General features: G+C 73.3%; 30 protein-coding genes. 24 read left to right on the plus strand and 6 right to left on the minus strand.

Going from position 1 to position 24848, the window contains the following annotated elements; genetic code table 11:
- The first annotated feature begins 151 nt into the window (after positions 1–151).
- On the plus strand, positions 152–877 hold the full coding sequence (locus ACFY30_RS05950; RefSeq protein ID WP_390843928.1) for a class I SAM-dependent methyltransferase: 726 nt from the start codon (positions 152–154) through the stop codon (positions 875–877).
- Between the two features lie 12 nt (positions 878–889).
- Here the strand turns inward: ACFY30_RS05950 and ACFY30_RS05955 are convergent, their stop codons facing one another.
- Positions 890–1252, minus strand: coding sequence for a hypothetical protein (locus tag ACFY30_RS05955; RefSeq protein ID WP_390843929.1), 363 nt, complete (start codon positions 1250–1252; stop codon positions 890–892).
- A gap of 303 nt (positions 1253–1555) precedes the next feature.
- On the opposite strand from ACFY30_RS05955, the gene ACFY30_RS05960 reads away from it, so the two are divergent.
- The 7 genes from ACFY30_RS05960 (at position 1556) to ACFY30_RS05990 (ending at position 8638) form a co-directional block, all read left to right on the plus strand.
- Positions 1556–1834 carry a metal-sensitive transcriptional regulator gene (locus ACFY30_RS05960; protein ID WP_390658793.1) on the plus strand — a complete coding sequence of 93 codons (279 nt, stop codon included), beginning with the start codon at positions 1556–1558 and terminating at the stop codon, positions 1832–1834.
- A gap of 629 nt (positions 1835–2463) precedes the next feature.
- Complete coding sequence (locus ACFY30_RS05965) at positions 2464–3297, plus strand: M55 family metallopeptidase (RefSeq protein ID WP_390843930.1); 834 nt, start codon at positions 2464–2466, stop codon at positions 3295–3297.
- Positions 3298–3358: 61 nt separating this feature from the next.
- Positions 3359–4672, plus strand: coding sequence for a M20/M25/M40 family metallo-hydrolase (locus ACFY30_RS05970; protein ID WP_390843931.1), 1314 nt, complete (start codon positions 3359–3361; stop codon positions 4670–4672).
- Between the two features lie 15 nt (positions 4673–4687).
- Positions 4688–6841, plus strand: a complete 2154-nt coding sequence (locus tag ACFY30_RS05975) for a S9 family peptidase (RefSeq protein ID WP_390843932.1) — start codon at positions 4688–4690, stop codon at positions 6839–6841.
- Positions 6838–7767, plus strand: a complete 930-nt coding sequence (locus tag ACFY30_RS05980; RefSeq protein WP_390843933.1) for an LD-carboxypeptidase — start codon at positions 6838–6840, stop codon at positions 7765–7767. Before ACFY30_RS05975 ends, ACFY30_RS05980 begins: the two co-directional genes overlap by 4 nt.
- A gap of 36 nt (positions 7768–7803) precedes the next feature.
- Positions 7804–8064 (plus strand): LapA family protein, encoded by a 261-nt coding sequence (locus ACFY30_RS05985; RefSeq protein WP_390843934.1) that lies wholly within the window; start codon positions 7804–7806, stop codon positions 8062–8064.
- A 19-nt stretch (positions 8065–8083) separates the two neighbouring features.
- Positions 8084–8638: a GNAT family N-acetyltransferase gene (locus tag ACFY30_RS05990; protein WP_390843935.1), complete on the plus strand. Its 555-nt coding sequence runs from the start codon at positions 8084–8086 to the stop codon at positions 8636–8638.
- Here the strand turns inward: ACFY30_RS05990 and ACFY30_RS05995 are convergent.
- Positions 8610–8957, minus strand: a complete 348-nt coding sequence (locus tag ACFY30_RS05995) for a DUF6204 family protein (protein ID WP_390843936.1) — start codon at positions 8955–8957, stop codon at positions 8610–8612. The two genes, ACFY30_RS05990 and ACFY30_RS05995, sit on opposite strands and share 29 nt — an antisense overlap.
- Positions 8958–9099: 142 nt before the next feature.
- Positions 9100–9462, minus strand: a complete 363-nt coding sequence (locus tag ACFY30_RS06000) for a VOC family protein (RefSeq protein ID WP_390843937.1) — start codon at positions 9460–9462, stop codon at positions 9100–9102.
- A gap of 148 nt (positions 9463–9610) precedes the next feature.
- Between ACFY30_RS06000 and ACFY30_RS06005 the strand changes: the two genes are divergently transcribed.
- Both ACFY30_RS06005 and ACFY30_RS06010 read left to right on the plus strand, forming a co-directional pair.
- Positions 9611–10144, plus strand: a complete 534-nt coding sequence (locus ACFY30_RS06005) for a phage holin family protein (protein WP_390843938.1) — start codon at positions 9611–9613, stop codon at positions 10142–10144.
- 6 nt (positions 10145–10150) lie between these two features.
- A complete protein-coding gene (locus ACFY30_RS06010; protein WP_390843939.1) occupies positions 10151–11176 on the plus strand; it encodes an SDR family oxidoreductase in 1026 nt (341 codons plus the stop codon).
- A 112-nt stretch (positions 11177–11288) separates the two neighbouring features.
- Here the strand turns inward: ACFY30_RS06010 and ACFY30_RS06015 are convergent, their stop codons facing one another.
- Positions 11289–12248: an LLM class F420-dependent oxidoreductase gene (locus ACFY30_RS06015; protein ID WP_390843940.1), complete on the minus strand. Its 960-nt coding sequence runs from the start codon at positions 12246–12248 to the stop codon at positions 11289–11291.
- Between the two features lie 203 nt (positions 12249–12451).
- Here ACFY30_RS06015 and ACFY30_RS06020 point away from each other — a divergent pair, with 203 nt between their 5' ends.
- The 13 genes from ACFY30_RS06020 to ACFY30_RS06080 all read left to right on the plus strand — a co-directional run bounded on the left by ACFY30_RS06020 (position 12452) and on the right by ACFY30_RS06080 (position 22818).
- Complete coding sequence (locus ACFY30_RS06020) at positions 12452–14488, plus strand: NAD(P)/FAD-dependent oxidoreductase (protein ID WP_390843941.1); 2037 nt, start codon at positions 12452–12454, stop codon at positions 14486–14488.
- A 4-nt stretch (positions 14489–14492) separates the two neighbouring features.
- Complete coding sequence (locus ACFY30_RS06025) at positions 14493–16346, plus strand: transketolase (RefSeq protein WP_390843942.1); 1854 nt, start codon at positions 14493–14495, stop codon at positions 16344–16346.
- On the plus strand, positions 16343–17272 hold the full coding sequence (ligD, locus tag ACFY30_RS06030) for a non-homologous end-joining DNA ligase (RefSeq protein WP_390843943.1): 930 nt from the start codon (positions 16343–16345) through the stop codon (positions 17270–17272). The genes ACFY30_RS06025 and ligD overlap by 4 nt, the downstream gene beginning before the upstream one ends.
- Before the next feature lie 139 nt (positions 17273–17411).
- Complete coding sequence (locus ACFY30_RS06035; protein WP_390843944.1) at positions 17412–17699, plus strand: gas vesicle protein; 288 nt, start codon at positions 17412–17414, stop codon at positions 17697–17699.
- Between the two features lie 63 nt (positions 17700–17762).
- Positions 17763–18197, plus strand: a complete 435-nt coding sequence (locus ACFY30_RS06040; protein WP_390843945.1) for a gas vesicle structural protein GvpA — start codon at positions 17763–17765, stop codon at positions 18195–18197.
- The gene (locus ACFY30_RS06045; protein ID WP_390843946.1) at positions 18194–18946 is read left to right on the plus strand and encodes a GvpL/GvpF family gas vesicle protein; all 753 of its coding nucleotides are present in this window, start codon (positions 18194–18196) and stop codon (positions 18944–18946) included. Before ACFY30_RS06040 ends, ACFY30_RS06045 begins: the two co-directional genes overlap by 4 nt.
- An 8-nt stretch (positions 18947–18954) precedes the next feature.
- Positions 18955–19215: a gas vesicle protein GvpG gene (locus ACFY30_RS06050; RefSeq protein WP_390843947.1), complete on the plus strand. Its 261-nt coding sequence runs from the start codon at positions 18955–18957 to the stop codon at positions 19213–19215.
- Positions 19212–19982, plus strand: coding sequence for a DNA primase (locus ACFY30_RS06055; protein WP_390843948.1), 771 nt, complete (start codon positions 19212–19214; stop codon positions 19980–19982). Before ACFY30_RS06050 ends, ACFY30_RS06055 begins: the two co-directional genes overlap by 4 nt.
- A complete protein-coding gene (locus ACFY30_RS06060; RefSeq protein ID WP_390843949.1) occupies positions 19979–21151 on the plus strand; it encodes an SRPBCC family protein in 1173 nt (390 codons plus the stop codon). Before ACFY30_RS06055 ends, ACFY30_RS06060 begins: the two co-directional genes overlap by 4 nt.
- Positions 21148–21564, plus strand: coding sequence for a gas vesicle protein (locus tag ACFY30_RS06065; RefSeq protein ID WP_390843950.1), 417 nt, complete (start codon positions 21148–21150; stop codon positions 21562–21564). The genes ACFY30_RS06060 and ACFY30_RS06065 overlap by 4 nt, the downstream gene beginning before the upstream one ends.
- Entirely contained in the window at positions 21561–22352 is a 792-nt protein-coding gene (locus ACFY30_RS06070) for a GvpL/GvpF family gas vesicle protein (protein WP_390843951.1), read from the plus strand. The genes ACFY30_RS06065 and ACFY30_RS06070 overlap by 4 nt, the downstream gene beginning before the upstream one ends.
- Entirely contained in the window at positions 22349–22537 is a 189-nt protein-coding gene (locus ACFY30_RS06075) for a gas vesicle protein (RefSeq protein ID WP_390658771.1), read from the plus strand. Before ACFY30_RS06070 ends, ACFY30_RS06075 begins: the two co-directional genes overlap by 4 nt.
- Entirely contained in the window at positions 22534–22818 is a 285-nt protein-coding gene (locus ACFY30_RS06080; protein WP_390658770.1) for a gas vesicle protein K, read from the plus strand. The genes ACFY30_RS06075 and ACFY30_RS06080 overlap by 4 nt, the downstream gene beginning before the upstream one ends.
- Positions 22819–22917: 99 nt before the next feature.
- On the opposite strand, the gene ACFY30_RS06085 is transcribed toward ACFY30_RS06080, so the two are convergent.
- Complete coding sequence (locus ACFY30_RS06085) at positions 22918–23088, minus strand: hydrophobic protein (protein WP_390658769.1); 171 nt, start codon at positions 23086–23088, stop codon at positions 22918–22920.
- Between the two features lie 53 nt (positions 23089–23141).
- Positions 23142–23963: a class I SAM-dependent methyltransferase gene (locus ACFY30_RS06090; protein ID WP_390843952.1), complete on the minus strand. Its 822-nt coding sequence runs from the start codon at positions 23961–23963 to the stop codon at positions 23142–23144.
- Positions 23964–24170: 207 nt separating this feature from the next.
- Here ACFY30_RS06090 and ACFY30_RS06095 point away from each other — a divergent pair, with 207 nt between their 5' ends.
- Positions 24171–24824 (plus strand): histidine phosphatase family protein, encoded by a 654-nt coding sequence (locus tag ACFY30_RS06095; protein WP_390843953.1) that lies wholly within the window; start codon positions 24171–24173, stop codon positions 24822–24824.
- Positions 24825–24848 lie beyond the last annotated feature (24 nt).

The raw sequence follows: 24848 nt of genomic DNA on the forward strand, positions 1-24848 counted from the left end.
CGCCCGCGTCGTGCGGGGCGCACGACGGCGTACGGTTCCGGAACGGGGCGTGAAGGAAGACGCACCGCGCTTGTAGCGGCGCCGTGGGAGCGATAGACCGTACTCGCCCGTCACTTACGGCGGATCGGCGTCGCACCCCGGGGAGCTGTGCATGAGCGTGACGATGCGGTACCGAGAAGCCTGGGAGGGCTTCTGGCGCGAGGCCCCCGACGACCCGGGCGCGGTGTTCTGGGACGCCGATCCCAAGGTCACCGCCGCCCTCCATCTCGCCCTCTTCGAGCCCCGTCTCGCCGACGCCGGGCTGCCCCTGGTCGACCTCGGCTGCGGCAACGGCACCCAGACCCGGTTCCTCGCCGACCGCTTCCGGCAGGTCGTCGGCGTCGACCTGGCCGCCGCCGCACTCGACCACGCCCGGCAGGCCGACCCCGCCGGACAGGCGACGTACCGGCTGCTGGACGCGGCCGAGCGGGGCGCCGCCGAGACCCTGCACGCCGAACTCGGGGACGCCAACGTCTACATGCGGGGCGTCCTGCACCAGTGCGAGCCCGCCGACCGGCAGCCGCTGGCCGACGGGATCGCCGCGCTGCTCGGCGAGCGGGGCCGGGTCTTCCTCGTCGAACTGTCCGAGGCCGCCCGTCCCGTCCTCGGCGGTCTGGCCCAGGGCCCGGCCGGTCCGCCCCCGAAACTCGCGCCGATCTTCCGCCACGGCATAGCCCCCGGCGAGGTCGCCGACGACGCCGTGCCGGGTTACCTCCGCGCGGCGGGGCTCACCGTCCTCGCGAGCGGTGAACTCCCGCTCATCACCACCGAGTCCGCGCCGGACGGCACCCGGATCGAACTGCCGTCGAAGTGGCTGGTGGCGGGGCGGCCCGGCTGACCGCGTAGCACATCAGGCGATGAGCCGCGCCGGCGTCACCTCGAAGGAGACGGCGTCCACCGGCGGGTCGTGGGACGCCGGGACGACGGGACGACGGGACGACGGGACGGCCGCGCCGCAGGTGCCGGCCGTGCCGCAGGTGTCGGTCGCGCCGGAGAACGCCGGGCCGGCGCCGGTGAGCCCGGACGATCGGCGCGCGGGCGCCCGGGCCAGGCACGCGGCGACACCCGCGACACCCGCGACACCCGCGACACCTGTGACACCCGCGACGACAGGGGGTCGGCGACGAGGGCGGACCTGACGGGCCAGCGGCCACGACGGGCGGGCACACGCCGGGCTCTCGACGGCGTGCCCGGCGGCGGCCTGTCCAGGCACTCGTGCCGCCGCCCTCCGGCGCGGCCGTCGGCCTCCGAGTCCGGCGAGCCGAGCGCAGCCCTGGGCTGACCGGGCCCGGAGGAGCATACGATCAGCGGGAGACGCCGCCGCGCGTCCGCCGCGGGGCGGGAGCGGCCTCGTCGAGCCGGTCCAGGGGCACAGTGAGCGCGCCGGGCGGTCGGGGCGATGGGAGAGGCGGGGGAGGCGGGGGCGGTCCGGGACCCGGTCACGGAACAGAACCTTTCTCCGGATTGTTCTCCCGCACAGGTACGATACCCGCGGGGGTATGAAGGAGGAGGAAGTGTGCAACTCGACATGTCGGCCGAGGAGCTGAAGTCGGCGCTCAACCGGCTGCGGCGCGCCCAGGGCCAGCTCGCGGGCGTGATCCGGATGATCGAGGAGGGCCGGGACTGCGAGGACGTGGTCACCCAGCTCGCGGCGGTCTCCCGAGCCCTGGACCGGGCCGGTTTCGCGATCATCGCGACCGGGCTGGAGCAGTGCATGACCAGCGAGGACCCGGAGGTCCGGGACTCCGCGCAGATGCGCGGCCGCCTGGAGAAGCTGTTCCTGTCGCTGGCCTGACCAGGGCCTGACCCGCCCGCCGGGGGCGGGCTCAGACGGACACAGTTTCGGGCCCCGTCCGGCCGGGACGGCGGCCGCGCCGTCCGACAGCCGGGACAGGGGCATGGGCAGGCGTGGGGGCGGCGCGCCCCCGGGTGTGCCCGGCGGCCGCCGCGTTCAGGACCCGGCGACGGGCCCGGGCGGCCGTGAGAGGGGAGAGGACCATCGCGGGTCCTCCCCTCCGGCCCTGGGCGGCGCGGTCAGGCGCGGGTGACGAGCCGGAGGTCCGCCTCGGCGGCCGCCGGGAAGCGCGCCCCGCGGGCGGCGCGCCGGGCGCCCGTCCCGAGGTCCGCTTCGCCGCCGCGGCCACCGGCCGGGCGGAGGCGTGCCCGCGCTGGGCGGCGCGGGCGCACGCCGCACCTCGTCGCCGCCGCCCTGCACACCGCCCCCGGCGCCCTGTACTCCTGCCTCAGCGAAAGGATCGGCACGCCGGGGGGCGGTCCGTGGGGACGACTTCGACGCTCCGTCAGGTGAAGCAGCTCGCCCGTGACCGGACCCGCTCCGCGGGGAACCGCGAGGCGGCCCGTTAGGCTCGAACACCTCCTGGAGACGCCGGAGAGACCGGAGTCGGACAGAACGGGGTCCCGGACGTGAAGATTCTGATCAGCGCCGACATGGAGGGCGCCACCGGCGTCACCTGGCCGGCCGACGTGCTGCCGGGGACCGCGCAGTGGGAGCGCTGCCGGTCGATGTTCACCTCGGACGTCAACGCGGCCGTGCACGGCTTCTTCGCCGGCGGCGCCGACGAGGTGCTGATCAACGAGGCCCACTGGACCATGCGCAACCTCCTCCTCGAACGGCTCGACGAACGGGCCGAGATGCTCACCGGCCGGCACAAGTCCCTCTCCATGGTGGAAGGCGTGCAGTACGGCGACGTGGACGGCATCGCCTTCGTCGGCTACCACGCCGGCGCCGGAATGGAAGGCGTCCTCGCCCACACCTACCTCGCCAACTCCATCACCGGCGTCTGGCTGGACGACGTCCGCGCCAGCGAGGGCCTGCTCAACGCGCACGTGGTCGCCGAGTACGGCGTCCCGGTCGTTCTCGTCACCGGCGACGACGTGGCCTGCGAGGACGCCCTCGGCTACGCGCCCGAGGCACTGAAGGTCGCCGTGAAGGACCACGTCTCCCGGTACGCCGCCGTCTGCCGTACACCCGCCCGCACCGCCGCCGACATCCGGGCGGCCGCGCAGGAGGCGGCCTCCCTCGCGGTGCGACGGGACCCCGTCCACGGCGGACCGCACACGGTCGCCGTCGAGTTCGACGCCGAGCACCTCGCGATGGCCGCCACCGTCGTACCCGGCGTGGCGCGCACCGGCGAACGTAGGATCGTCTACACCAGCGGCACGATGTACGAGGGCATCCGTACCTTCAAAGCGGTCACCACCGTCGTCTCGGCCGCGATCGAGGAGCAGTACGGCTGAACGGCGGGGCCGGGAAATCAGGACCGGGACGCCGGGCGGAACGGCCGGGAAGAGGAGAGGGATGGCTGACGCGCAGGCACGGGACGAGGTCGTCCGCTTCACCTCCGACCTCATCCGGATCGACACCACCAACCGGGGCGGCGGTGACTGCCGGGAGCGGCCCGCCGCCGAGTACGCGGCCGCGCGACTGGCCGACGCGGGCATCGAACCGACCCTCCTGGAACGCACCCCCGGACGCACCAACGTCGTCGCCCGCATCCCGGGCACCGATCCGTCCGCGGACGCGCTGCTCCTCCACGGCCACCTGGACGTCGTCCCCGCCGAGGCCGCCGACTGGACCGTGCACCCCTTCTCCGGGGAGATCCGCGACGGAGTGGTGTGGGGACGCGGCGCCGTCGACATGAAGAACATGGACGCGATGATCCTGGCCGTGGTGGGCGCCTGGGCCCGGCAGGGCGTACGGCCCCGCCGCGACCTCGTCCTCGCCTTCACCGCCGACGAGGAGGCCAGCGCCGAGGACGGCGCCGGATTCCTCGCCGACCGCCACGCCGCGCTGTTCGAGGGGTGCACGCAAGCCGTCGGCGAGTCCGGCGCGTTCACCTTCCACGACGGCGCCGGCCGCGAGATCTACCCGATCGCCGCGGGGGAGCGCGGCACCGGCTGGCTCAGGCTCACCGCGCGCGGGCGCGCCGGTCACGGCTCCAAGGTCAACCGGGACAACGCGGTCACCCGGCTGGCCGCCGCGGTCGCCAGGATCGGCGAACACGAGTGGCCGCTCCGCCTCACCCCGACCGCCCGTGCCGCCCTCACCGAACTCGCCGCCCTCTACGGCATCGAGCCCGCGCTCGACGACCCCGACGCCGTGGACACCCTGCTGAAGAAGCTCGGCCCGGCGGCCTCCCTCGTCGAGGCGACGGTCCGCAACAGCGCCAACCCGACCATGCTGGAAGCCGGTTACAAGCTCAACGTCATTCCCGGCGAGGCCGTCGCCCACGTCGACGGACGGTATCTGTGGGGCACCGAGGACGAGTTCCGCGCGACCCTCGACGAACTCACCGGCCCCGACGTGAACTGGGAGTTCCGTCACCACTCGGTCGCCCTCCAGGCACCGGTGGACACCCCGCTGTACGCCCGGATGCGGGCCGCCGTCGAGGAGTTCGCACCCGAGGGGCACGTCGTGCCGTACTGCATGTCCGGCGGCACCGACGCCAAGCAGTTCTCCCGCCTCGGCATCACCGCCTACGGCTTCGCACCGCTGAAGCTGCCCGAGGGCTTCGACTACCAGGCCCTCTTCCACGGCGTCGACGAACGCGTCCCCGTCGAAGCCCTGCACTTCGGCGTCGACGTCCTCGACCGCTTCCTGCGCACGGCCTAGACGAGCGGGGAGAACGTGCAGATCCTGCCGTACGGTTCCTGGCCCTCACCCCTCGACGCCCATCTCGCCGCCACGCACGACGGACGGCCCGAGTACGTCGGCTTCGTCGGCGAGGAGGTGTGGTGGACCGCGCCCCGCCCCACCGAGGAGGGCCGGCGCACCCTGGTGCGTCGGCACCCGGACGGCACCCAGGAGTCGTTCCTCCCGCCCCCGTGGAACGTGCGCAGCCGGGTCGTCGAGTACGGCGGACAGCCGTGGGCGGGAGCCGCGCTGGAGGACGGTCCCCTGGTGGTGTTCGTGCACTTCGACGACCAGCGGCTGTACGCCTGCGAGTCCGGCTCCGCTCCCCGGCCCCTGACCCCCGTCTCGACGCTCGGCGGCGGACTGCGCTGGGCGGAGCCGCAGTTGCTGCTCGACCGGGGGGAAGTCTGGTGCGTCCTGGAGGAGTTCACCGGCACCGGCCCCACCGACGTGCGCCGGGTCCTGGCCGCCGTACCCCTGGACGGCTCGGCAGCCGACGACCGGAGCGCCGTACGCGAACTCACCGACGGCCGGCACCGTTTCGTCACCGGAGCGCGTCTGACGCCCGACGGCCGCCGGGCCGCCTGGCTGGCCTGGGACCACCCCCGGATGCCGTGGGACGGCACGGAGGTGCTCGTCGCCGACGTCTCGCCGGACGGGACGCTCAGCGGCGCGCGGGTGGTGGCCGGCGGGCCGGAGGAGTCGATCGCACAGGTGGACTGGCAGCGGTCTGCGCGGGGCGGTGTGCACTACGCGGACGGCGGTATGCAATATGCGGACGGCGGTGGGCGGTACGCGGACGATCGTATGCGGTCTGCGGACGGTCGTATGCGTTCCCTGGGTGAGGGTATGCGGTCCACCGTCGGCGAAGCGCAGTCCGCTGACGACCGTACGCGGTCCACCGAGGACGGCCAACACCCCCCTGCCGACTGTCTTCTGTACACGAGCGACCGCACCGGCTGGTGGAACCTCTACCGAGACCACGAGCCGGTCTGCCCCCGTGAGGAGGAGTTCGGCGGCGCCCTGTGGAAGCTCGGGCACCGCTGGTTCGCGCCGCTGGACAACGGGCTCGTCGCGGTCGTGCACGGCCGGGGCGCCACCGCGCTCGGGATCCTCGATCCGGAGACCGGGGAGCTGGTCGACGCGGCCGGGCCGTGGACGGAGTTCGCGTCCACCCTGGCCGTGCGGGGGGACCGGGTGGTCGCCGTCGCGGCCAGTCCGCGCAGCGCCTACGAGGTGGTGGAGCTGGACGCCCGCACCGGCCGGGCCCGGGTGATCGGCGCCGCGCACGACGACGCGGTGGATCCGGCGTACTACCCGGAGCCGCAGATCCGCACCTTCGCCGGACCCGACGGGCGCGACATCCACGCGCACGTCTACCCGCCCCACCATCCGGCCTGCGCGGCCCCCGGGCACGAACTGCCGCCCTACGTCGTGTGGGCGCACGGCGGCCCCACCGACCGGGCGCCCCTCGTGCTGGACCTGGAGATCGCCTACTTCACCTCCCGGGGCATCGGCGTCGCCGAGGTCAACTACGGCGGATCGACCGGTTACGGGCGGGAGTACCGGGAGCGGCTGCGCGAGCAGTGGGGGGTGGTCGACGTCGAGGACTGCGCGGCCGTCGCCCGGGCCCTCGCCGACGAGGGGACGGCCGACCGCGGCCGGCTGGCCATCCGGGGCGGCAGCGCGGGCGGCTGGACCGCCGCCGCCTCGCTGACCGGCACCGACGTGTACGCCTGCGGCACGATCCGCTATCCCGTGCTGGACCTGCTGGGCTGGGCGACCGGCGAGACGCACGACCTGGAGTCGCGCTACCTGGACACGCTGGTCGGGCCGCTCGCCGAGGTGCCCGCCCGGTACGCGGAGCGCTCGCCGCTGCAGCACGCCGAGCGCATCGCCGTACCGTTTCTGCTGCTCCAGGGCCTGGACGACGTGATCTGTCCGCCCGCGCAGTGCGAGCGGTTCCTGGCCCGGCTGGCGGGGCGGCGGATCCGGGCACCCCATGCCTATCTCGCGTTCGAGGGGGAGGGGCACGGGTTCCGGCGGGCGCAGACGACGGTGCGCGCGCTGGAGGCGGAGCTGTCGCTGTACGCTCAGGTGTTCGGGCTGCGTCCGCCCGGTATCCCCACCCTGGAGCTCGTGCAGTGAAGGACCTCGTCCGGCCGTCCCGGCTGGCCCCCGGCGCCCGGGTCGCCGTCGTCGCCCCCAGCGGACCCGTGGCCGAGGAGCGGCTGCAGGCGGGGCTCGACCTGCTGCGCGGCTGGGACCTCGACCCGGTGGCCGCGCCCCACGTCCTGGACCGGCACCCCGGCCTCGGCCACCTCGCGGGCACGGACGCCGACCGGGCCGCCGACCTCCAGCGCGCCTGGTGCGACCCCTTGGTCGACGCCGTGCTGTGCGCCCGCGGCGGATACGGCGCCCAGCGCGTGGTCGACCTGCTCGACTGGGAGGCGATGCGGGCGGCCGGACCGAAGGTGTTCGTCGGCTTCAGCGACAACACCACCCTCCACGAGGCGTTCGCCGTCCGCCTCGGCCTGGTCACGCTCTACGGACCCGTGGCCGCCGGCATCGACTTCGTCAAGAACGCCCGCGCCCAGGAACACCTCAGGGCCACCCTCTTCACCCCCGAGACCGTCCGCACCCTCGGCTCCCCGGCCCCGGCACCGGCCCTCGCACCGGGCCGTGCGCGGGGCGTCACCCTCGGCGGCTGTCTGACCCTCCTCACCACCGGACACGGCACCCCGCACACCCGGCCCGGTGCGCGCGGCGGGCTGCTGATGATCGAGGACGTGGGGGAGCGGCCGTACGCCGTGGACCGCGCCCTCACCCAGCTCCTGCGCACCGGCTGGCTGGACGGCGTCGCCGGGATCGCGCTCGGGTCCTGGGAGCGCTGCGGGCCCTACGAGGAGCTGCGGCCGGTGTTCGCCGACCGGCTCGGAGGCCTCGGCGTGCCGGTCGTCGAGGAACTCGGGTTCGGGCACTGCGAGGGCGCGCTGACCGTGCCCTTCGGGGTGAACGCCGAACTCGACGCGGACGCGGGCACGCTGACCCTGGACGAGCCCGCCCTGCGCTGACGTGCGGGACAGCGGTTCGCGGCCCACCCTGGACGTATGAGCCCGAAGACCTCGAAGTTCTCCACGACCTCCGGGACCCGTCACCGGTCCGGTGGCTGGCGCGAGGCGATGACGCCCGGCCGGATCGTCGTCCTGGTGCTCGCCGCGCTCGCCCTGGTCTTCATCTTCGAGAACACCCAGGACACCGAGATCAGGCTGCTGATCCCCGTGGTGACCATGCCGCTGTGGGCGGCCCTGCTCGCCACCGGGCTCATCGGCGCGCTGTGCGGAGCCTATTTCGTGGGCCGCCGTCGCTGACCGGCCGTAGGCTGGCCGGATGCCGCACTCCGCCTCCCGCTACCTCGCCGAGGGCCCTCGCGTCGGGATACGTCACTTCACGTACGAGGACGGGGCCGAGTTCACCGCCCGGGTCCGCGAGAGCAAGGACCTGCACCACCCGTGGCTGTTCCCGCCGGCCACGCCCGAGGCGTACACCGCCTACGCGGGACGGCTGATCGAGGACCCCACGAAAGCCGGGTTCCTGATCTGCGAGAAGGAGCGCGGGGCCGCCCTCGCGGGGTTCATCAACATCAACAACATCGTGCAGGGCGGCTTCCAGTGCGGCGCGCTGGGCTACGGCGCCTTCGCGCACGCGGCCGGCCGGGGACTGATGCGCGAGGGCCTCGACCTGGTCGTGGGGTACGCGTTCGGGCCGATGCGGCTGCACCGGCTGGAGATCAACGTGCAGCCCGGGAACGCGGCGTCGATCGCCCTCGCCCGGGCCTGCGGGTTCCGGCTGGAGGGCTTCTCCCCGAAGATGATCCACATCGACGGGGAGTGGCGCGACCACGAGCGGTGGGCGATCACCGCCGAGCTGCGGACTTCCGGTTGATCTTCATGGTGTCGAGGTCCGTCACGGTCGACTTCAGCCCGGTGAAGCCGTAGCCCCGCTCCCGCAGCGCCGTCTCCGCGCGCTCCTGCGCGAGCGCGCCCGCCATCTCCTCGCCGTCCGCCGCGTCCGACACCACCACATAGCGCATCGAGAAGTGCTTCAGCGGGCGCGGCTCGTACGACAGCGTGCCCTCCTCGGTGAAACGCATGCCGGCCAGACCGTGGCCGTCGGCCTCCGCGAGCAGCCGGGCCCGGGCCTCGTCGGTGAGGCCGTCCCAGGTACCCCGGACGATCACCCGGTAGGTGTGCTGCTCGCTCACGTTCGCTCCTCGCTCGACCCTTCGGACGGTCGAGGGTACGTCGGCGGGGACGCGGCGCACACGGAATTTCGTGGTGCGCGGCGCCCCGCGAACCCGGGCCCCGCGCCCGCCCCCGTCGCACGGTCCCGGCGGAGACCAGGTCCTAAGCGGTGTCCTGGGCGGGGCGGCGGTCCACGTACTCGTACACCGAGCCGTCCGGGTGACGGGCGATCAGGTTGCGGCCCGCCGGGGTACCCACCGGGCCCGCGACGACGTCCGCGCCGAGCTCGGTGAGGGTCTTGTGGGCCTCGTCGACGTCGGCCACGGCGATCGTCGCGGCCACCTTCCGCAGCACCTCGAGCTCCGCCTCGGGCCCGCTCATCAGGAGGAAGCAGCCGACCGCGGCCACTTCCACACCGCCGCGTTCGAAGCGGAGGGCTCTGGTGCCCGCGAGCCGCTCGTAGAAGGAGACCGAGGCCTCCAGATCGTCGACACAGACCCGCAGCGTGGCTCCCAGAATGTCCATGGCGGCGAGCCTAGTTGGGCCGGCCCGAGGGTGGCGGTCCCTTCACCCGATCCCCTTCGCGCCCCCTCGCCTCCCGTCCGGCGCCCCTCCGCAGGACGCCCGTCGGGCCGTGGCGTTACGGGCCCGTGACGGCGGGTACCCGGCCGCCATGGAGCGCATGGATCACCTGGAGCATCTGGACAAGCACCTCGTCGAAGAGCTGGCGCAGGTGGCGCGCGAGACGATCCGCGACGAGCTGCGGGAGCAGACCCGCAGGCAGCGCCGCAAGGCCACGCTGTACGCGGCGTCCGGCGCGGTCGCCCTCTACGCGGGCGCGGCCGTCGCGCTCGCCCTGGGCCTCGCCCTCGACATCGGTCTGCCCGGCTGGGCCGCCGCCCTGATCACCGCGGCGGTCCTGGGCGCCGTGGCGTACGCGCTGCGCGGCGCCGCCCGGCCGCACGGGCCCGCCCGGCCCGGCGGCGAGGCCGGGCTGAGCCACGCCGCGCAGCAGGCGGGACACGGCCCCGTCGCCGGCGGACTGCCGCCGGCCGGGCCCGCGGCCGGTGTCGGCTCGCCGTACCCGCCGATGCCGCCCACCGCGCCCACCACACCTCCCGCCCCCGGAGTGCCCGGCGCGCAGGGGCCGGAGGGTACGGCGCGGGGTGACGACATCGACCCCGAGATCCCGCACCACCGGGCGTGATGCGTGATGCGCACCCTTCGGGGACCGGCCCGGGCCGTGGTGGTGACCGGCGCCAGCGCGGGCGTCGGCCGGGCCACGGCCCTGGCCTTCGCCGCGCGCGGCGACCGGGTCGCCCTCCTCGCCCGGGGACGTGAGGGGCTCGCCACGGCCGCGGACGAGGTGCAGCGCGCGGGCGGCGAGGCCCTCGTCGTGAGCGTCGACATGGCCGACGCCAAGGCCGTCGAGGACGCGGCGCAGAAGGTCGCCGACGCGTTCGGCCGCATCGACGTGTGGGTCAACAACGCCTTCGCCGGCGTCTTCGCGCCCTTCACCGAGATCACCCCCGACGAGTTCCGCCGCGTCACCGAAGTGACGTACCTGGGTTATGTGTTCGGCACCCGGGCCGCCCTGCGCCACATGCTGCCGCGCGATCGCGGCACGATCGTCCAGGTCGGCTCCGCGCTCGCCTACCGGGGGGTGCCGCTGCAGTCGGCGTACTGCGGTGCCAAGCACGCGATCCAGGGGTTCAACGAGTCCCTGCGGTGCGAGCTGCTGCACACGGGCAGCCGGGTCCGCACGACGATGGTGCAGCTGCCGGCGGTGAACACCCCGCAGTTCGACTGGGTGGTGGACCGGATGCCGGGGCGGGCCAGGCCGGTGGCCCCGGTGTACCAGCCGGAGGTCGCGGCCCGGGCGATCGTGCACGCGGCCGGCCACGCCCGCCGGCGGGAGTACTGGGTCGGAGGCTCCACGGCGGCGACCCTGATCGCCAACGCGGTGGTTCCGGGCTTCCTGGACCGGTATCTCGCCCGCACCGGCTTCGACGCCCAGCAGCAGGGCGAGCGGGACGGCGGCCCGGGCAACCTGTGGAGCCCCGCCGACGGCCCGCACGGGCACGACTTCGGCGCGCACGGCCGGTTCGACGGGGAGTCGACCGACACGAGCGTGCAGGAGTGGGTCTCGCGCAACCGGGCGCGGATGGGGGTCGGTCTGCTGGCCGGCGGGCTGGGCGCCGCGGTCACCGCCGGGCTGCGCCGCAGGTCGCACGGCTGACCGGGGCACGGGCGGCGGGTCGACGCATACCGCCCGACGCAGACCGGGCGTCGGGCGCCGGCTCACACCACCCGGAAGCCCCCGCTGCCGTTCCGGCCCGGGCGCACCGCGGTCAGCCCCGGTCGAGCCGGGGCAGCACCTTCGTACGGTAGAAGTCGAAGAAGCCGCGCTGGTCGGGGCCGATCTGGTTGACGTAGATCCGGTCGAAGCCCGCGTCGGCGAACGCCTTCAGCGCGGCCACGTGCTCGTCGACGTCGTCGCCGCACACCGTGTTCTCCGCGACCATCTCCTCGCTGACCAGCGGCGCGAGCTGCTCGAAGTGGCTCGGCGTGGGCAGGATCTGGCCCATTTCGCCGGGCAGCAGCTGGTTCGACCACAGCCGGCGGACCGTGCGGACCGCCTCGGCGCGGTCGGTGCCGTAGCAGACCTTGAGCCCGCCGCTGACCGGCTTGGATCCGCCGCCGCCCTTGCGGAACTGCTCCACCATCGGCTCCTCGGGCATCATCGTGATGTAGCCGTCGCCGACGCGGGCGGCGAGGGAGGTCGCCTTCGGCCCGAAGCCGGAGATGTCGATGGGGACCGGTTCGTCCGGGACGGTGTAGAGACGTGCGTTCTCCACCGTGTAGTGCGGGCCGTGGTGGGTGACCTCCTCGCCGGTGAACAGCCTGCGCATCACCTGGACGGCCTCCTCCAGCATGTCGAGGCGGACGTCCGCGGGCGGCCAGGCGTCGCCGAGGACGTGTTCGTTGAGCGCCTCGCCCGAGCCGACGCCGAGCCGGAACCCGCCGCCCGTCATCACCGCGGACGTGGCCGCGGCCTGCGCCACCACCGCCGGATGGATCCGCACGGTCGGGCAGGTCACCGCCGTCTCGATCGGCAGCGACACCGCCTCCGACAGGGCGCCGATCACCGACCAGACGAAGGGGCTCTGGCCCTGGGCGTCGTTCCACGGGTGGTAGTGGTCGGAGATCCACAGTGCCTGGAAACCGGCCTGCTCGGCCATCCGGGCCTGCTCGACGAGGTCCGCGGGGCCGAACTCCTCGCAGGACAGGAAGTAGCCGTACTCGGGCATGGGGGGTACCTCCGCGCTGGGCGGGTCGGATCGTCCCGGCCGGTCACGGCCGGAGCCGCGGCGGGGCGGGCCGGGGCCCCGACCGAGTACCCCGCGCCCGGCCGGGAAACCGGTGGCGCCCGCCCGGCACCCCCCGGCGCACGTTTGGCCGCCCTGGCCAGGGGGACGCGGAAACTCCGTACGACAACACCCGGAGGCGAACCGTGGCTCGACCCCGCATCGTGATCGTCGGAGCCGGCTTCGCCGGATACCGCACGGCCCGCACCCTCGCGCGGGAGGCCCGCGGCCGGGCCGACATCACCGTGCTCAACCCGACCGACTACTTCCTCTACCTGCCCCTGCTGCCCCAGGTGGCCGCCGGCCTCCTCGAACCGCGCAGGGTCACCGTCTCGCTGTCCGGGACGCTGCGGGAGGTACGGCTGGTGCTCGGCGAGGCCGACCGGATCGACCTCGACGGCCGCACGGTCCACTACACCGACCCGGAGGGCGGCACCGGCACCCTCGCCTACGACCGGCTCGTCCTCGCCGCCGGCAGCGTCAACAAGCTGCTGCCCGTCCCCGGTGTCGCCGAGCACGCCCACGGCTTCCGCGGGCTGCCCGAGGCGCTCTACCTGCGCGACCACATCACCCGCCAGGTCGAGTTGGCGGCCGGTGCCGACAGCGCCGAGGACTGCGCGGCGCGTTGCACGTTCGTGGTGGTCGGCGCCGGCTACACCGGCACCGAAGTCGCCGCGCACGGACAGCAGTTCACCGAGGCGCTGGTGCGCTCCCACCCGTTGCGCAAGGGCATCCGGCCGCGCTGGCTGCTGCTCGACGTCGCCGAACGCGTCCTGCCGGAACTCGACGAACAGCTCTCCCGCACCGCCGACCGGGTGCTGCGCCGGCGGGGCGTCGAGGTGCGCATGGGCACCTCCGTGAAGGAGGCCACGGGCGACGGAGTCCTGCTGACCGACGGCGAGTTCGTCGACACCCGCACCCTGGTGTGGTGCGTGGGCGTCCGGCCCGACCCGCTCGCCGAGTCCCTCGGGCTGCCCCTGGAACGCGGGCGGCTCCTCGTCGAGCCGACCCTGCGGGTGCCGGGCCGGCCCGAGGTGTTCGCGTGCGGCGACGCGGCCGCCGTACCCGATCTGGAGAAGCCCGGTCAGTACACCCCGATGACCGCTCAGCACGCGTGGCGTCAGGGCACGGTGGCCGGCCGGAACGTGGCCGCCTCGCTCAGCGGGGGCGAACTGCGGCCCTACCGGCACAAGGACATGGGGTTCGTGGTCGACCTGGGCGGGGCGCAGGCCGCGGCCAATCCGCTGGGCGTACACCTGGCCGGACTGCCGGCGGGCCTCGTCACCCGTGGCTACCACCTCGCCGCCCTGCCCGGCAACCGCGTCCGCGTCGCCGCCGACTGGCTGCTGGACGCCGTACTGCCGCGCCAGTCGGTTCAGTTGGGCCTCGTACGTTCCTGGTCGGTGCCGCTGGACACGGCCTCGCCGGAACTGGCGAGGGTGCCGGGCGGCCACGAGCGCCGCCCCGCGTCCGGGCCGGGCGCGGCGCTCGCCCAGGACACCCACGGCCCGGCCGGGCCCGGCGACGACGGCTCCTCGCCGGTGGTGGCGCCGACGCCCGGCGCCGCGACGGACGGGCAGGAGTCGGGGCCCGGGTCCGGATCGGGGCCGCGATCGGGATCGGGGTCGGGGTCGGGGTCGGGTGATGAGGATGGGCCGATCGTGACGCCGACTCCCGATGTCGCGAAGGAGGACCCGGAGTCCGGGTCTGGGTCCGGGTCCGGTGACGAGGACGGGCCGCTCGTGGCGCCGACGCCCGATGTCGCGAAGGACGGGCAGGAGTCCGGGTCCGGGTCCGGGTCCGGATCGGGGTCGGGTGATGAGGATGGGCCGATCGTGACGCCGACTCCCGACGTCGCGAAGGAGGACCCGGAGTCCGGGTCTGGGTCCGGGTCCGGTGACGAGGACGGGCCGCTCGTGGCGCCGACGCCCGACGTCGCGAAGGACGGGCCGGGGTCCGATCCCGCCGAGGACGGCTCCTCGCCGCTCGTCGCGCCGACCCCCGACGCCGCCCAGAACCAGCCGGGCGGCGAGCCCGCGAAGAACCAGCCGGGCGGGGAACCCGCGAAGAACCAGCCCGGCGGGGAACCCGCGAAGAACCAGCCCGGTGGTGTGCCGGCGGGGAGTCGGCCCGCCTCCGGGCCCGCGCAACGCACCCACACCCGTTCCGAAGGAGATCAGTAGCCCGATGGACACCGCCGAACTCACCGAACTGGGCCAGCAGTTGCGCGTGGACAGCGTGCGCGCCTCCGCCGCCGCGGGCTCCGGGCACCCGACGTCCTCGATGTCGGCCGCGGACCTGATGGCGGTGCTGCTGGCACACCACCTCCGCTACGACTTCGACCGGCCCGCCCACCCCGCCAACGACCGCTTCGTCCTCTCCAAGGGCCACGCCTCCCCGCTCCTCTACTCCGCCTACAAGGCGGCCGGCGCGATCGACGACGACGAACTGCTCACCTTCCGCAAGCTCGGCAGCCGGCTCGAAGGGCACCCCACCCCGCAGCGGCTGCCCTGGGTCGAGACCGCCACCGGATCCCTCGGCCAGGGCCTGCCCGTCGGCGTGGGCATCGCCCTCGCCGGGAAGCGCCTGGAGCGCACCGGATACCGCGTGTGGGTGCTGTGCGGGGACAGCGAGCTCGCCGAGGGCTCGGTGTGGGAGGCAGCCGAACACGCGGCGTACGAGCATCTCGACAACCTCACCGCGATCGTCGACGTCAACCGGCTCGGCCAGCGCGGCCCCACCCGGCACGGCCACGACCTCGACGCCTACGCCCGCCGCTTCCAGGCCTTCGGCTGGCACACCGTGGAGATCGACGGGCACGACGTGGACGCCATCGACCGCGCCTACGGCGAGGCGGCCTCCACCCGGGGCCAGCCCACCGTGATCCTCGCCCGCACCCTCAAGGGCCGGGGCGTCGAGAGCGTCCAGGACCGCGAGGGCCTGCACGGCAAGCCGCTGCCCGACGCCGACGAGGCGACCGAGGAACTGGGCGGGATCCGCGACCTGCGCGTCGAGGTGCACCAGCCGCCCGCCGCCCGCATGCTGCACTCCGTGCCCGACGGGCACCTGGACCTGCCCCGCTGGGAGAAGGACTCCGACGACGCCGTCGCCACCCGTGACGCCTACGGGCAGGCCCTCGCCGCCCTCGGCACGGCCCGGCCCGACGTCGTCGCGCTCGACGGCGAGGTGAGCGACTCCACCCGCGCCGAGTTCTTCGCCAAGGAGCACCCCGACCGCTTCTTCGAGTGCTACATCGCCGAACAGCAGCTCGTCGCCGCGGCGGTCGGCCTCGCGACGCGCGGCTGGGTGCCGTACGCCTCCACCTTCGCGGCCTTCCTGACCCGCGCCCACGACTTCGTCCGCATGGCGTCCGTCAGCGGCGTCGGCATCAACCTGGTCGGGTCGCACGCGGGTGTCGCCATCGGCCAGGACGGTCCCTCGCAGATGGGCCTGGAGGACCTGGCGATGTTCCGGGCGGTGCACGGCTCCACCGTGCTCTACCCGTGCGACGCCAACCAGACCGCGCACCTGGTCACCGCCATGGCGGGGCTGGACGGCGTCCGCTATCTGCGCACCTCGCGCGGCGGCGGCCCGGCCCTGTACGGGCCCGACGAGGAGTTCCCCGTCGGCGGTAGCAAGGTGCTGCGTGCCTCCGACCGCGACCGGCTGACCGTCGTCGCCGCCGGGGTGACCGTCCACGAGGCGCTCGAGGCGGCCGACGCCCTGGCCGGCGAGGGCATCGCGGTCCGCGTGGTCGACCTGTACTCGGTCAAGCCCGTCGACCGGGCCACCCTGCGCCGGGCCGCCGAGGAGACCGGCTGCCTGATGACGGTCGAGGACCACCACCCGGAGGGCGGTCTCGGCGACGCCGTCCTCGACGCCTTCCTCGACGGCCGCCCGATGCCTCGTCTGGTGCGGCTCGCCGTGCGCACGACGCCGGGCTCGGCCTCCCCCGACGAGCAACTGCACGCCGCCGGCATCGACGCCGAGTCGATCGCCGCGTCCGCCCGGCTGCTGGTGGAGACGGCGGTCGTGCCGTGAGCGGTGCCGAGGTCCGCACGGTGCGCGCGGGGCGCCGTACCGTCGAGGTGCACCGGCCGGGCAAGGTGCTCGTCCCGGCGGACGACGGGGGCACGGAGTACGCCAAACAGGATCTCGTCGCGTACTACCGCTCGGTCTCCGCGTTCATGCTGCCGCACCTGCGCGAGCGCCCGCTGATGCTGGAGCGGCATCCGGACGGCGTCGACGGGCCCCGGTTCATGCAGAAGAACACCCCCGCGCACTATCCGCGGTGGATCACCCGGGTCGAGGTGCCCAAGGAAGGCGGCACGGTCTGCCACACCGTCTGCGACGACGCCGCGACCCTCGCCTTCCTCGCCGACCAGGCCTGCCTCACCCTGCACCGCTGGCTGTCGCGGACCGGACGGCTCGACCGGCCGGACCTGATGGTGCTCGACCTCGACCCGTTCGGCGACGACTTCGGCGCGGTGCGGGAGGCGGCCCGGTGGACGGGCCGGCTGCTCGACGAACTGCGCCTGCCCTCCGGGCTGATGACCACCGGTTCGCGCGGACTGCACGTGGTCGTCCCGCTCAACGGGCGGCACGACTTCGACGAGGTGCGCGCCTTCGCCCGGGACGCGGCCGAGCTGCTCGCCGCCGAGCATCCCGACCGGCTCACCACGGCCGCCCGCAAGCAGGACCGCGGCGACCGGCTCTACCTCGACACCGGGCGCAACGCCTACGCCCAGACCGCCGTCGCCCCCTACACCGTGCGCGCCCGCCCCGGCGCGCCCGTCGCCGTACCGATCACCTGGGACCAGCTCGACGACCCGGACCTCGGCCCCCGCCGCTGGACCGTCGCGAACGCCGCCGACCAGGCCCGTAGCCGTCCCTGGTCCGGGCTGATGAGCCGCGGCCGGGCCCTGGGGCCCGCCCGCCGCCGGCTGGACGCGCTGCGCGGCTCGTGAGGCACTCGGGCCCTCGTGAAGGTTTGGCCAAGAGTGTTCAGGCCACCCGGAGGAAGAGGTGGCCATGTCTGACACGAAGAACACAGAGCCGACACGGGCTTCACGCGACGTACAGAGACCGAGGGACAAGGACGGCACGATGGCGGACGAGGACCGGCAGAGCCCCATGGAGGTGCTGCGTCAGGCGCGCTCGCAGCTCGCCGAGCTGACCGGCATGTCCGCCGAGAGCGTCTCGTCCTTCGAGCAGACGGAGGACGGCTGGACCTTGGAGGTCGAGGTCATGGAACTCGCCCGGGTGCCCGACACCATGAGCCTGATGGCGAGCTACCAGGTCGAACTCGATCCGCAGGGTCAGCTCACCGGCTACCGGCGCGTTCGTCGCTACGAACGCGGGCGGGCCGACGCACATCGGTCCGGCGGCCGCTAGCCCCCGGCCCGCACCCGCAGACCTTTCCATTCATCCAAACCGACACAAGGAGGCGTGGACGGCATGACCGTTGTCCCGGCACAACAGACCGGCGGTGGAGGCGGCAGCAGTGGTCTCTACGACGTGCTGGAGCTCGTCCTAGACAGGGGTCTGGTCATCGACGCGTTCGTACGTGTGTCGCTGGTCGGCATCGAGATCCTCAAGATCGACGTACGGGTCGTGGTGGCGAGCGTCGACACCTATCTGCGGTTCGCCGAGGCGTGCAACCGGCTCGACCTCGAGGCGGGCCCCCGCAAGAGCCCCGGCCTGCCCGAGATCGTCGGCGAGGTCACCGAGTCGGGCGCGCGCGGCAAGTCCAAGGGCGCGCTCTCCGGCGCCGCCGAGACCATCTCCGACGCCTTCAAGCAGGCCCGTGACGAGAGCTCGTCCAAGGAGACCGAGTCCAGGCCGCGGCCCCGCAAGAGCACCGCGACGCGCCGGAAGGAGGACGAGGGGTGAGCACGTACGTCTACGGCATCACCGCGCGCTCGCACGCCGCGCTCCCCGAGGCCCTCGGCGGTGTCGGCGACCCGCCCAGGCCCGTGCGGGTGCTGGCGGAGGGCGAGCTGGCGGCGGTCGTCAGCGACGCGCCCGAGGAACTGCGCCCCAAGCGCAAGGAACTCCTCGCCCATCAGAACGTGCTCGCCGAGGCCGGCGCCGACGGCTGTGTGCTGCCCATGCGGTTCGGCAGCATCGCCCCCGACGACAAGTCGGTCACCAGCGTCCTCGCCGAGCGTGCCGAGCACTACCTGGAACGTTTGCAGGCGCTCGACAACAAGGTGGAGTACAACGTCAAGGCCTCCCACGTGGAGGAGGCCGTCCTGCACCAGGTGATGGCCGACAGCCCCGAGCTGCGGGCCCTCGCCGAGGCCAACCGGCAGGCGGGCGGCGGCACCTACGAGCAGCGGCTGCAGCTCGGCGAGATGGTCGCCTCGGCGGTCAAGGCCCGGGAGGCCGAGGACGCGGCCGGGGTGCAGCAGACCCTCGAGCCGCTGGCCGCCGCCACCAGCGTGGGCCCCGAGTCCACCGGCTGGCTGGCCAACGTCTCCTTCCTCGTGGACCGGGACTCGGCCGCCGGGTTCCTGGAGGCGGTGGAGGAACTGCGCAAGGCACGCTCGCACCTCGACGTACGCGTCAACGGCCCCCTGCCGCCGTACAGCTTCGTCGAGCCCGGTCCGTCCGGACCCGCGGGCAGCGCCGGGGAGTAGGTGAAGCCGTGGGACTGATCTCGGAGGTCCTCCTGCTGCCGTTCGCGCCCGTGCGCGGCAGTGGATGGGCGATCCAGCAGGTGCTGCGAGAGGCGGAACGGATCTACTACGACCCCGCCGCGGTGCGGGCCGAACTCTCCCGGCTGGAGGAGCGGCTGGAGGCCGGCGAGATCACGGAGGACGAATTCGACCGGATGGAGGACGAGCTCCTCGACCGGATGGAGATCGCGACGCGCAGAAGCGCCGGAAATGACGGGACAACGCGATGAACCGGATGGGACTGGGCCTCGCGATCGGGGCCGGATACGTCCTCGGACGTACCAAGAAGGCGAAGCTTGCGCTCGCCGTGGGCTCGCTGGTGGCGGGCAAGAAACTGAACCTGACCCCGCGGGCCCTCGGTGAGCTGCTGGCCCAGCAGCTCAAGGACAACCCGCAGTTCAAGGCCATCGGCGACGAACTCCGCCAGGACCTCCGCGGAGTCGGCAAGGCCGCCTCCGGCGCCCTGGTCGAACGGCAGATCGAAGCCCTCGCCGACCGGCTGCACGGCCGTACCGCCGAGGTGCGCGACCAGCTGCAGGGCGTGGCGCCCGGAGGCGGGAAGGACGACGAGGCCGAGGAGGCCGAGGAGCCCGAGGGCGAGCACGAGGAGCCGGACACCGAGGAAGAGACCGAGGGCGAGGAGCCCGAGGCCCGCGACGAGGACGAGGAGGAAGAGCCCGAGGCCCGCGACGAGGACGAAGAGGAAGAGGCCGAGGAGGAGCCCGAAGGCCGCGAAGAGGACGAGGACGAAGAGGACGAGGAAGACGGAGAGGCCGAGGCGTCCGAGGAGGACGAGGAACCGGCGAGGAAGCGCGCGGCCAGGAAGGCGCCGGCCTCGAAGGCGGCCAAGAGCGCCCCGGCGAGGAAGACACCGGCCCGCAAGCCGGCCGCGAAGAAGACCGGCGGCGCCCGCAAGACCGCGGCCCGGTCGGCCTCCCGCAGCGGCGGAAGCGGCGGGGGACGTACGGGGGGACGGAAGGGAGGCGGTGAGCGATGACCGAGACCCTCGGATCCGCGACCTCCTCGGCGAAGTCCGGAGCGACCTCGGCCGCGTCCGGGGCGGCGGACAAGGCCGGCTCGGCGACGGACGGCGCGAACCCCCTCTCCGGTCTGGCCCACAGTGAGGCCGCCGACCGGCTGAAGGCGGAGGTGCAGGAATACCTCTCCGCGCAGGCGCAGCGGATGCTGGTGGGCGTCGGCCGCAAGCTCGGCGAGACCACCGGCAAGCTCAACGACATCGCCGAGGGCAACAGCCCCGGATTCGCCAAGATGGCCCTGGACGGCGGGCGCAAGCTCGCCGAGGGCAAGGGCCCGCTGCGCTCCGCGCTGGAACTCGGTGGCTCGCGGATGAAGGACAAGGTGATGGGCGCCTTCAAGAACCTCACCGGCGGCAAGGGCGGGAAAAAGAGCAGAGCCGGCAGCAAGCCGACCGTCATCATGGAGCACATCGACGTCGGCGTGCCGCTGCGCACGGCCTACGACCAGTGGACCCAGTACCAGGACTTCAGCACCTTCGCCAAGGGCGTCAAGAGCGCCAAGCGCGCGGACGACATCGAGTCCGACTGGCAGCTGAAGGTGTTCTGGTCCAACCGCAGCTGGAAGGCGAAGACCACCGAGCAGGTGCCGGACGACCGGATCGCCTGGACCTCGGAGGGCGCCAAGGGCACCACGAAGGGCGTCGTCTCCTTCCACCGGCTCGCCGACAACCTCACCCGTGTCCTGCTGGTCATCGAGTACTACCCCTCGGGTCTGTTCGAGAAGACCGGCAACATCTGGCGTGCCCAGGGCCGCCGTGCCCGCCTCGACCTCAAGAACTTCGTCCGCTTCATCACCATCAAGGGAGAGGCGGAGGACGGCTGGCGCGGCGAGATCCGCGACGGCGAGGTCGTCCGCTCCCACGAGGACGCGGTCGCGGAGGAAAGCGACCGGGAGGACGATGAGGAGAACGAGGAGGAGGGCGCCGAGGGGGCGGTGGGCCCGGACGCCGAGGAGGACGAAGAGGAAGGGAACGAGGAGCCCGAAGGCGAGTACGAGGAGGACGGGACCGAGCCCGAGGACGAGGACGAGGAGTACGACGAGGAGGCCGAGGGCGAGTACGAGGAGGACGAGCCCGAGGACGAATCCGAGGACGAGTCCGCGTACGAGGAGAGCGGGAGCCGTCGATGACCATGCCGAGTCGGCTGCCGGAGCCGTACGGCCAGGGTGGCGGCGCCAATCTCGCCGACATCCTGGAACGTGTCCTGGACAAGGGCATCGTGATCGCCGGCGACATCCGGATCAACCTGCTCGACATCGAACTGCTCACCATCAAGCTCCGTCTCATTGTCGCCTCCGTCGACAAGGCCAAGGAGATGGGCATCGACTGGTGGGAGGACGACCCGGAGCTCTCCACCCGGGCCCGCCGTGACGCACTCGCGCGTGAGAACGCCGAGCTGCGGGAGCGGCTGGCCCGGCTGGACGAGCTGGGTGCGGACCGCGCCACGGACGCCCGGGAGGCCCCGGGCGTCCGCAAGGGCGGACGGGAGATACGGGAACCGCGGGATAATGCCCCTCAGGACGTCCGTGAGGAGTCCCCATGACCGGACTGCGTTACGTCTACGCCGTGTGCCGCCCGCTCGGTGCGCCCCTGCAGGCCGATCTGACCGGGGTCGCCGGCGATCCGCCCCGACTGCTCACCCACCACGGCCTGATCGCCGTGGTCAGCCATGTACCGGAGCGGGACTTCTCCGAGGAGCCGCTGCGCCGCCATCTGGAGGACCTCGACTGGCTGTCCGCCACGGCCCGCGCCCACCAGCAGGTCGTCGACGCCCTCACGGCCGTCACCACACCACTGCCGCTGCGGCTCGCCACCGTCTTCCGCGACGACAGCGGTGTCCGCGTGATGATGGAGGAACGCGAGGAACACTTCCGCCGCACGCTGGAGCGGCTGGACGGGCGGGTCGAGTGGGGCGTGAAGGTCTACGTCGAACCCGAGACCGAGCCCGCCGCGGCCGTGGCCGCGCCGAGGGGGACGAAACCCGCCTCCGGGCGGGACTATCTGCTGCAACGGCGGCAGAAGGCCAGGGCCCGGGAGGACACCTGGCAGTGCGTCGAACGATTCGCCGGCCGGCTGCACAGCACGCTCCGCGCGCACGCCGAGGACGCCCGGCTGCACCCGCCACAGAATTCCACCCTTTCCGACCGGGCCGGACAGAACGTGCTGAACGCCGCCTATCTGGTGCCGCGCGCACAGTCCGAGGAATTCGTGGAGATCGTGGACCGCACCAAGGGCGAGGAACCCGGGATTCGCGTGGAACTCACCGGTCCGTGGGCGGCCTATTCGTTCGTGGACGACGCCGGCGAAGCCGCGGAGGGGGAGGGTTCATGACCGTCGTGGAGCGCCGGGAGATCGCGTTGGTGGACCTGCTCGACCGGCTGCTGGCCGGCGGGGTCGTCATCACCGGGGACGTCACCCTGCGCATCGCGGACGTCGATCTCGTCCGTATCGACCTGAACGCGCTGATCAGCTCCGTCAACGAACAAGTGCCGTCACCGTGGGGGGATGCACCGTGACCGCTCGCCGCAACCGGCTGGACCTCGAGCCCGACACCGTCGAGCGCGACCTCGTCAAGCTCGTCCTCACCGTGGTGGAACTGCTGCGCCAGCTGATGGAACGGCAGGCGCTGCGCCGCTTCGACCAGGGCGACCTCGACGAGGAGCAGGAGGAGCGCATCGGGCTCACCCTGATGCTGCTCGACGACCGCATGGCCGAGCTGCGCGATCGCTACGGACTGCGGCCCGAGGACCTCAATCTGGACCTCGGGCCACTCGGGCCGCTGCTGCCCCGGGAATGAACCCGGTAACCAGCTCCTGAAAACCCCGAAAGCCCGAAAGGGGGAATCCCGGAAAGCGGGATTCCCCCTGAGGGCGACAGGTGTCAATTCACCTGTTTGTCACCACCTGTACCAACGTCCCCTGCCTCCTGCCGCAGAGGTTCCGCGGAAGAGGAATCCCAGGAGCCAGATGACGAGAACCGCGAGTGCGATCCACCAGAGCAACTTCACCGCGAATCCGGCGCCGAAAAGTATCAGCACCAGCAGCAGTACCAGCAGGATGGGAACCATAGTGTGAACCTCCTGCATTCCGGGTTTCCCGGATTCCGCGAATCATCCTCGGTTCAGGCTTCCTTTCGGCACAGAATCTCTCCGTGCAGAACGGCGAACCAGCCGTCCTCTTGTGCCCCCCATTCCCGCCAGGCCTCGGACACGGCCCGCAGTTCCTCCCCGGTGGCGTGGCCGCCCCGCGTGGCGTGTTCCGCGTACACCGAGGCGACCGTGCGGTCGGCCCACAGCCCGCTCCACCACGCCCGCTCCTGCGGGGTGCTGAACGTCCAGGTGCCCGATGTCGCCGTGATGTCGGTGAACCCGGCCTCCAGGGCCCAGGACTTCAGCCGCCGTCCGGCGTCCGGCTCGCCGCCGCCCGCCCGCGCCACCCGCCGGTACAGGTCCAGCCAGTCGTCCATCCCGGGCGAGGCGGGGAACCAGGTCATCGCCGCGTAGTCCGAGTCCCGCACCGCGACGTACCCGCCCGGCCTGGTCACCCGCCGCATCTCGCGCAGCGCCTGCACCGGGTCGCCCACGTGCTGGAGCACCTGGTGGGCGTGGACCACGCAGAACGTGTCGTCCGGGTGGTCGAGGGCGTGCACGTCCGCGACCGCGAAGTCGACGTTGGCCAGCCCCCGGCCGGCGGCGGTGGCCCGCGCCTGCTCCAGGATGCCCGGCGCGTGATCGACGCCGGTGACGTGCCCGTCCGGGACCAGGGCCGCCAGATCGGCGGTGATCGTGCCCGGACCGCAGCCGACGTCCAGGATCCGCATGTGCGGCTTGAGCGAGCCGAGCAGGTACGCCGCGGAGTTGGCGGCGGTCCGCCAGGTGTGCGACCGCAGCACCGACTCGTGGTGCCCGTGGGTGTAGACGGCGGTCTCTTGTGCCTTCGGCATGGCTCAGCCCCTTCTCGACGTACCGCGACGACGTACCGGCCCCGGGCTCCGGAGAGTCCGGGCGACGCTCGTCACCGTACGCGCACCGACCGTATCCTGAGACCATCCATTTCGGCATGTGGACTGACGAAGCGTCATGTGATCGCCGGGTACGCTGAGGACGGCCGTCTTTGCCGGGGCGGTGTCCGCGACCTGGAGGGTCCCCGTATGCGCCTGCTGCTCGTCCGCCACGGCCAGACCCCCACGAACGTGGACTACCTCCTGGACACCGCCGCTCCCGGCCCCGGGCTCACCGAACTGGGCGAACAGCAGGCCGCGGCGCTCCCCGCCGCGCTCGCCGACGAGGACATCGAGGCGGTCTACGCCTCCACCCTCGTCCGCACCCAGCTCACCGCCGCCCCCCTGGCCGCCGCCCGCGGCCTCGGCGTCCTCGTCCGCGACGGCATCCGGGAGATCTCCGCCGGCGACCTGGAGATGCGGCCCGGAGACTCCGAACAGGGCGCGCTCTACCTGCGCACGGTGTTCGCCTGGGCCGCCGGCGACGTGGACCTGCGCATGCCGGGCGGCGAGAGCGGCACCGAGTTCCTGGCGCGGTACGACGCCGTGATCACCGAGGCCGCCGCGACCGGCGCCGCGACGGTCGCCCTGGTCAGCCACGGCGCCGCCATCCGCACCTGGACCGCCGCCCGCGCCCACAACATCGACGTCCCGTTCGCCTCCGCCCACCGCCTCGCCAACACCGGAACGGTGATCCTGGAGGGCAGCCCCGCGGACGGCTGGAAGGCCCTGACCTGGGCGGGCACCACAGTGGTACCGGCGGGGGAGGGCGGTCCGGCGGGAGCGGCCGGCGCCGCGGATTAAGGGTTTGCCGCCGGGCACGGGCGG

The organism is Streptomyces sp. NPDC000345 (assembly GCF_042898825.1).
GTDB lineage: Bacteria > Actinomycetota > Actinomycetes > Streptomycetales > Streptomycetaceae > Streptomyces.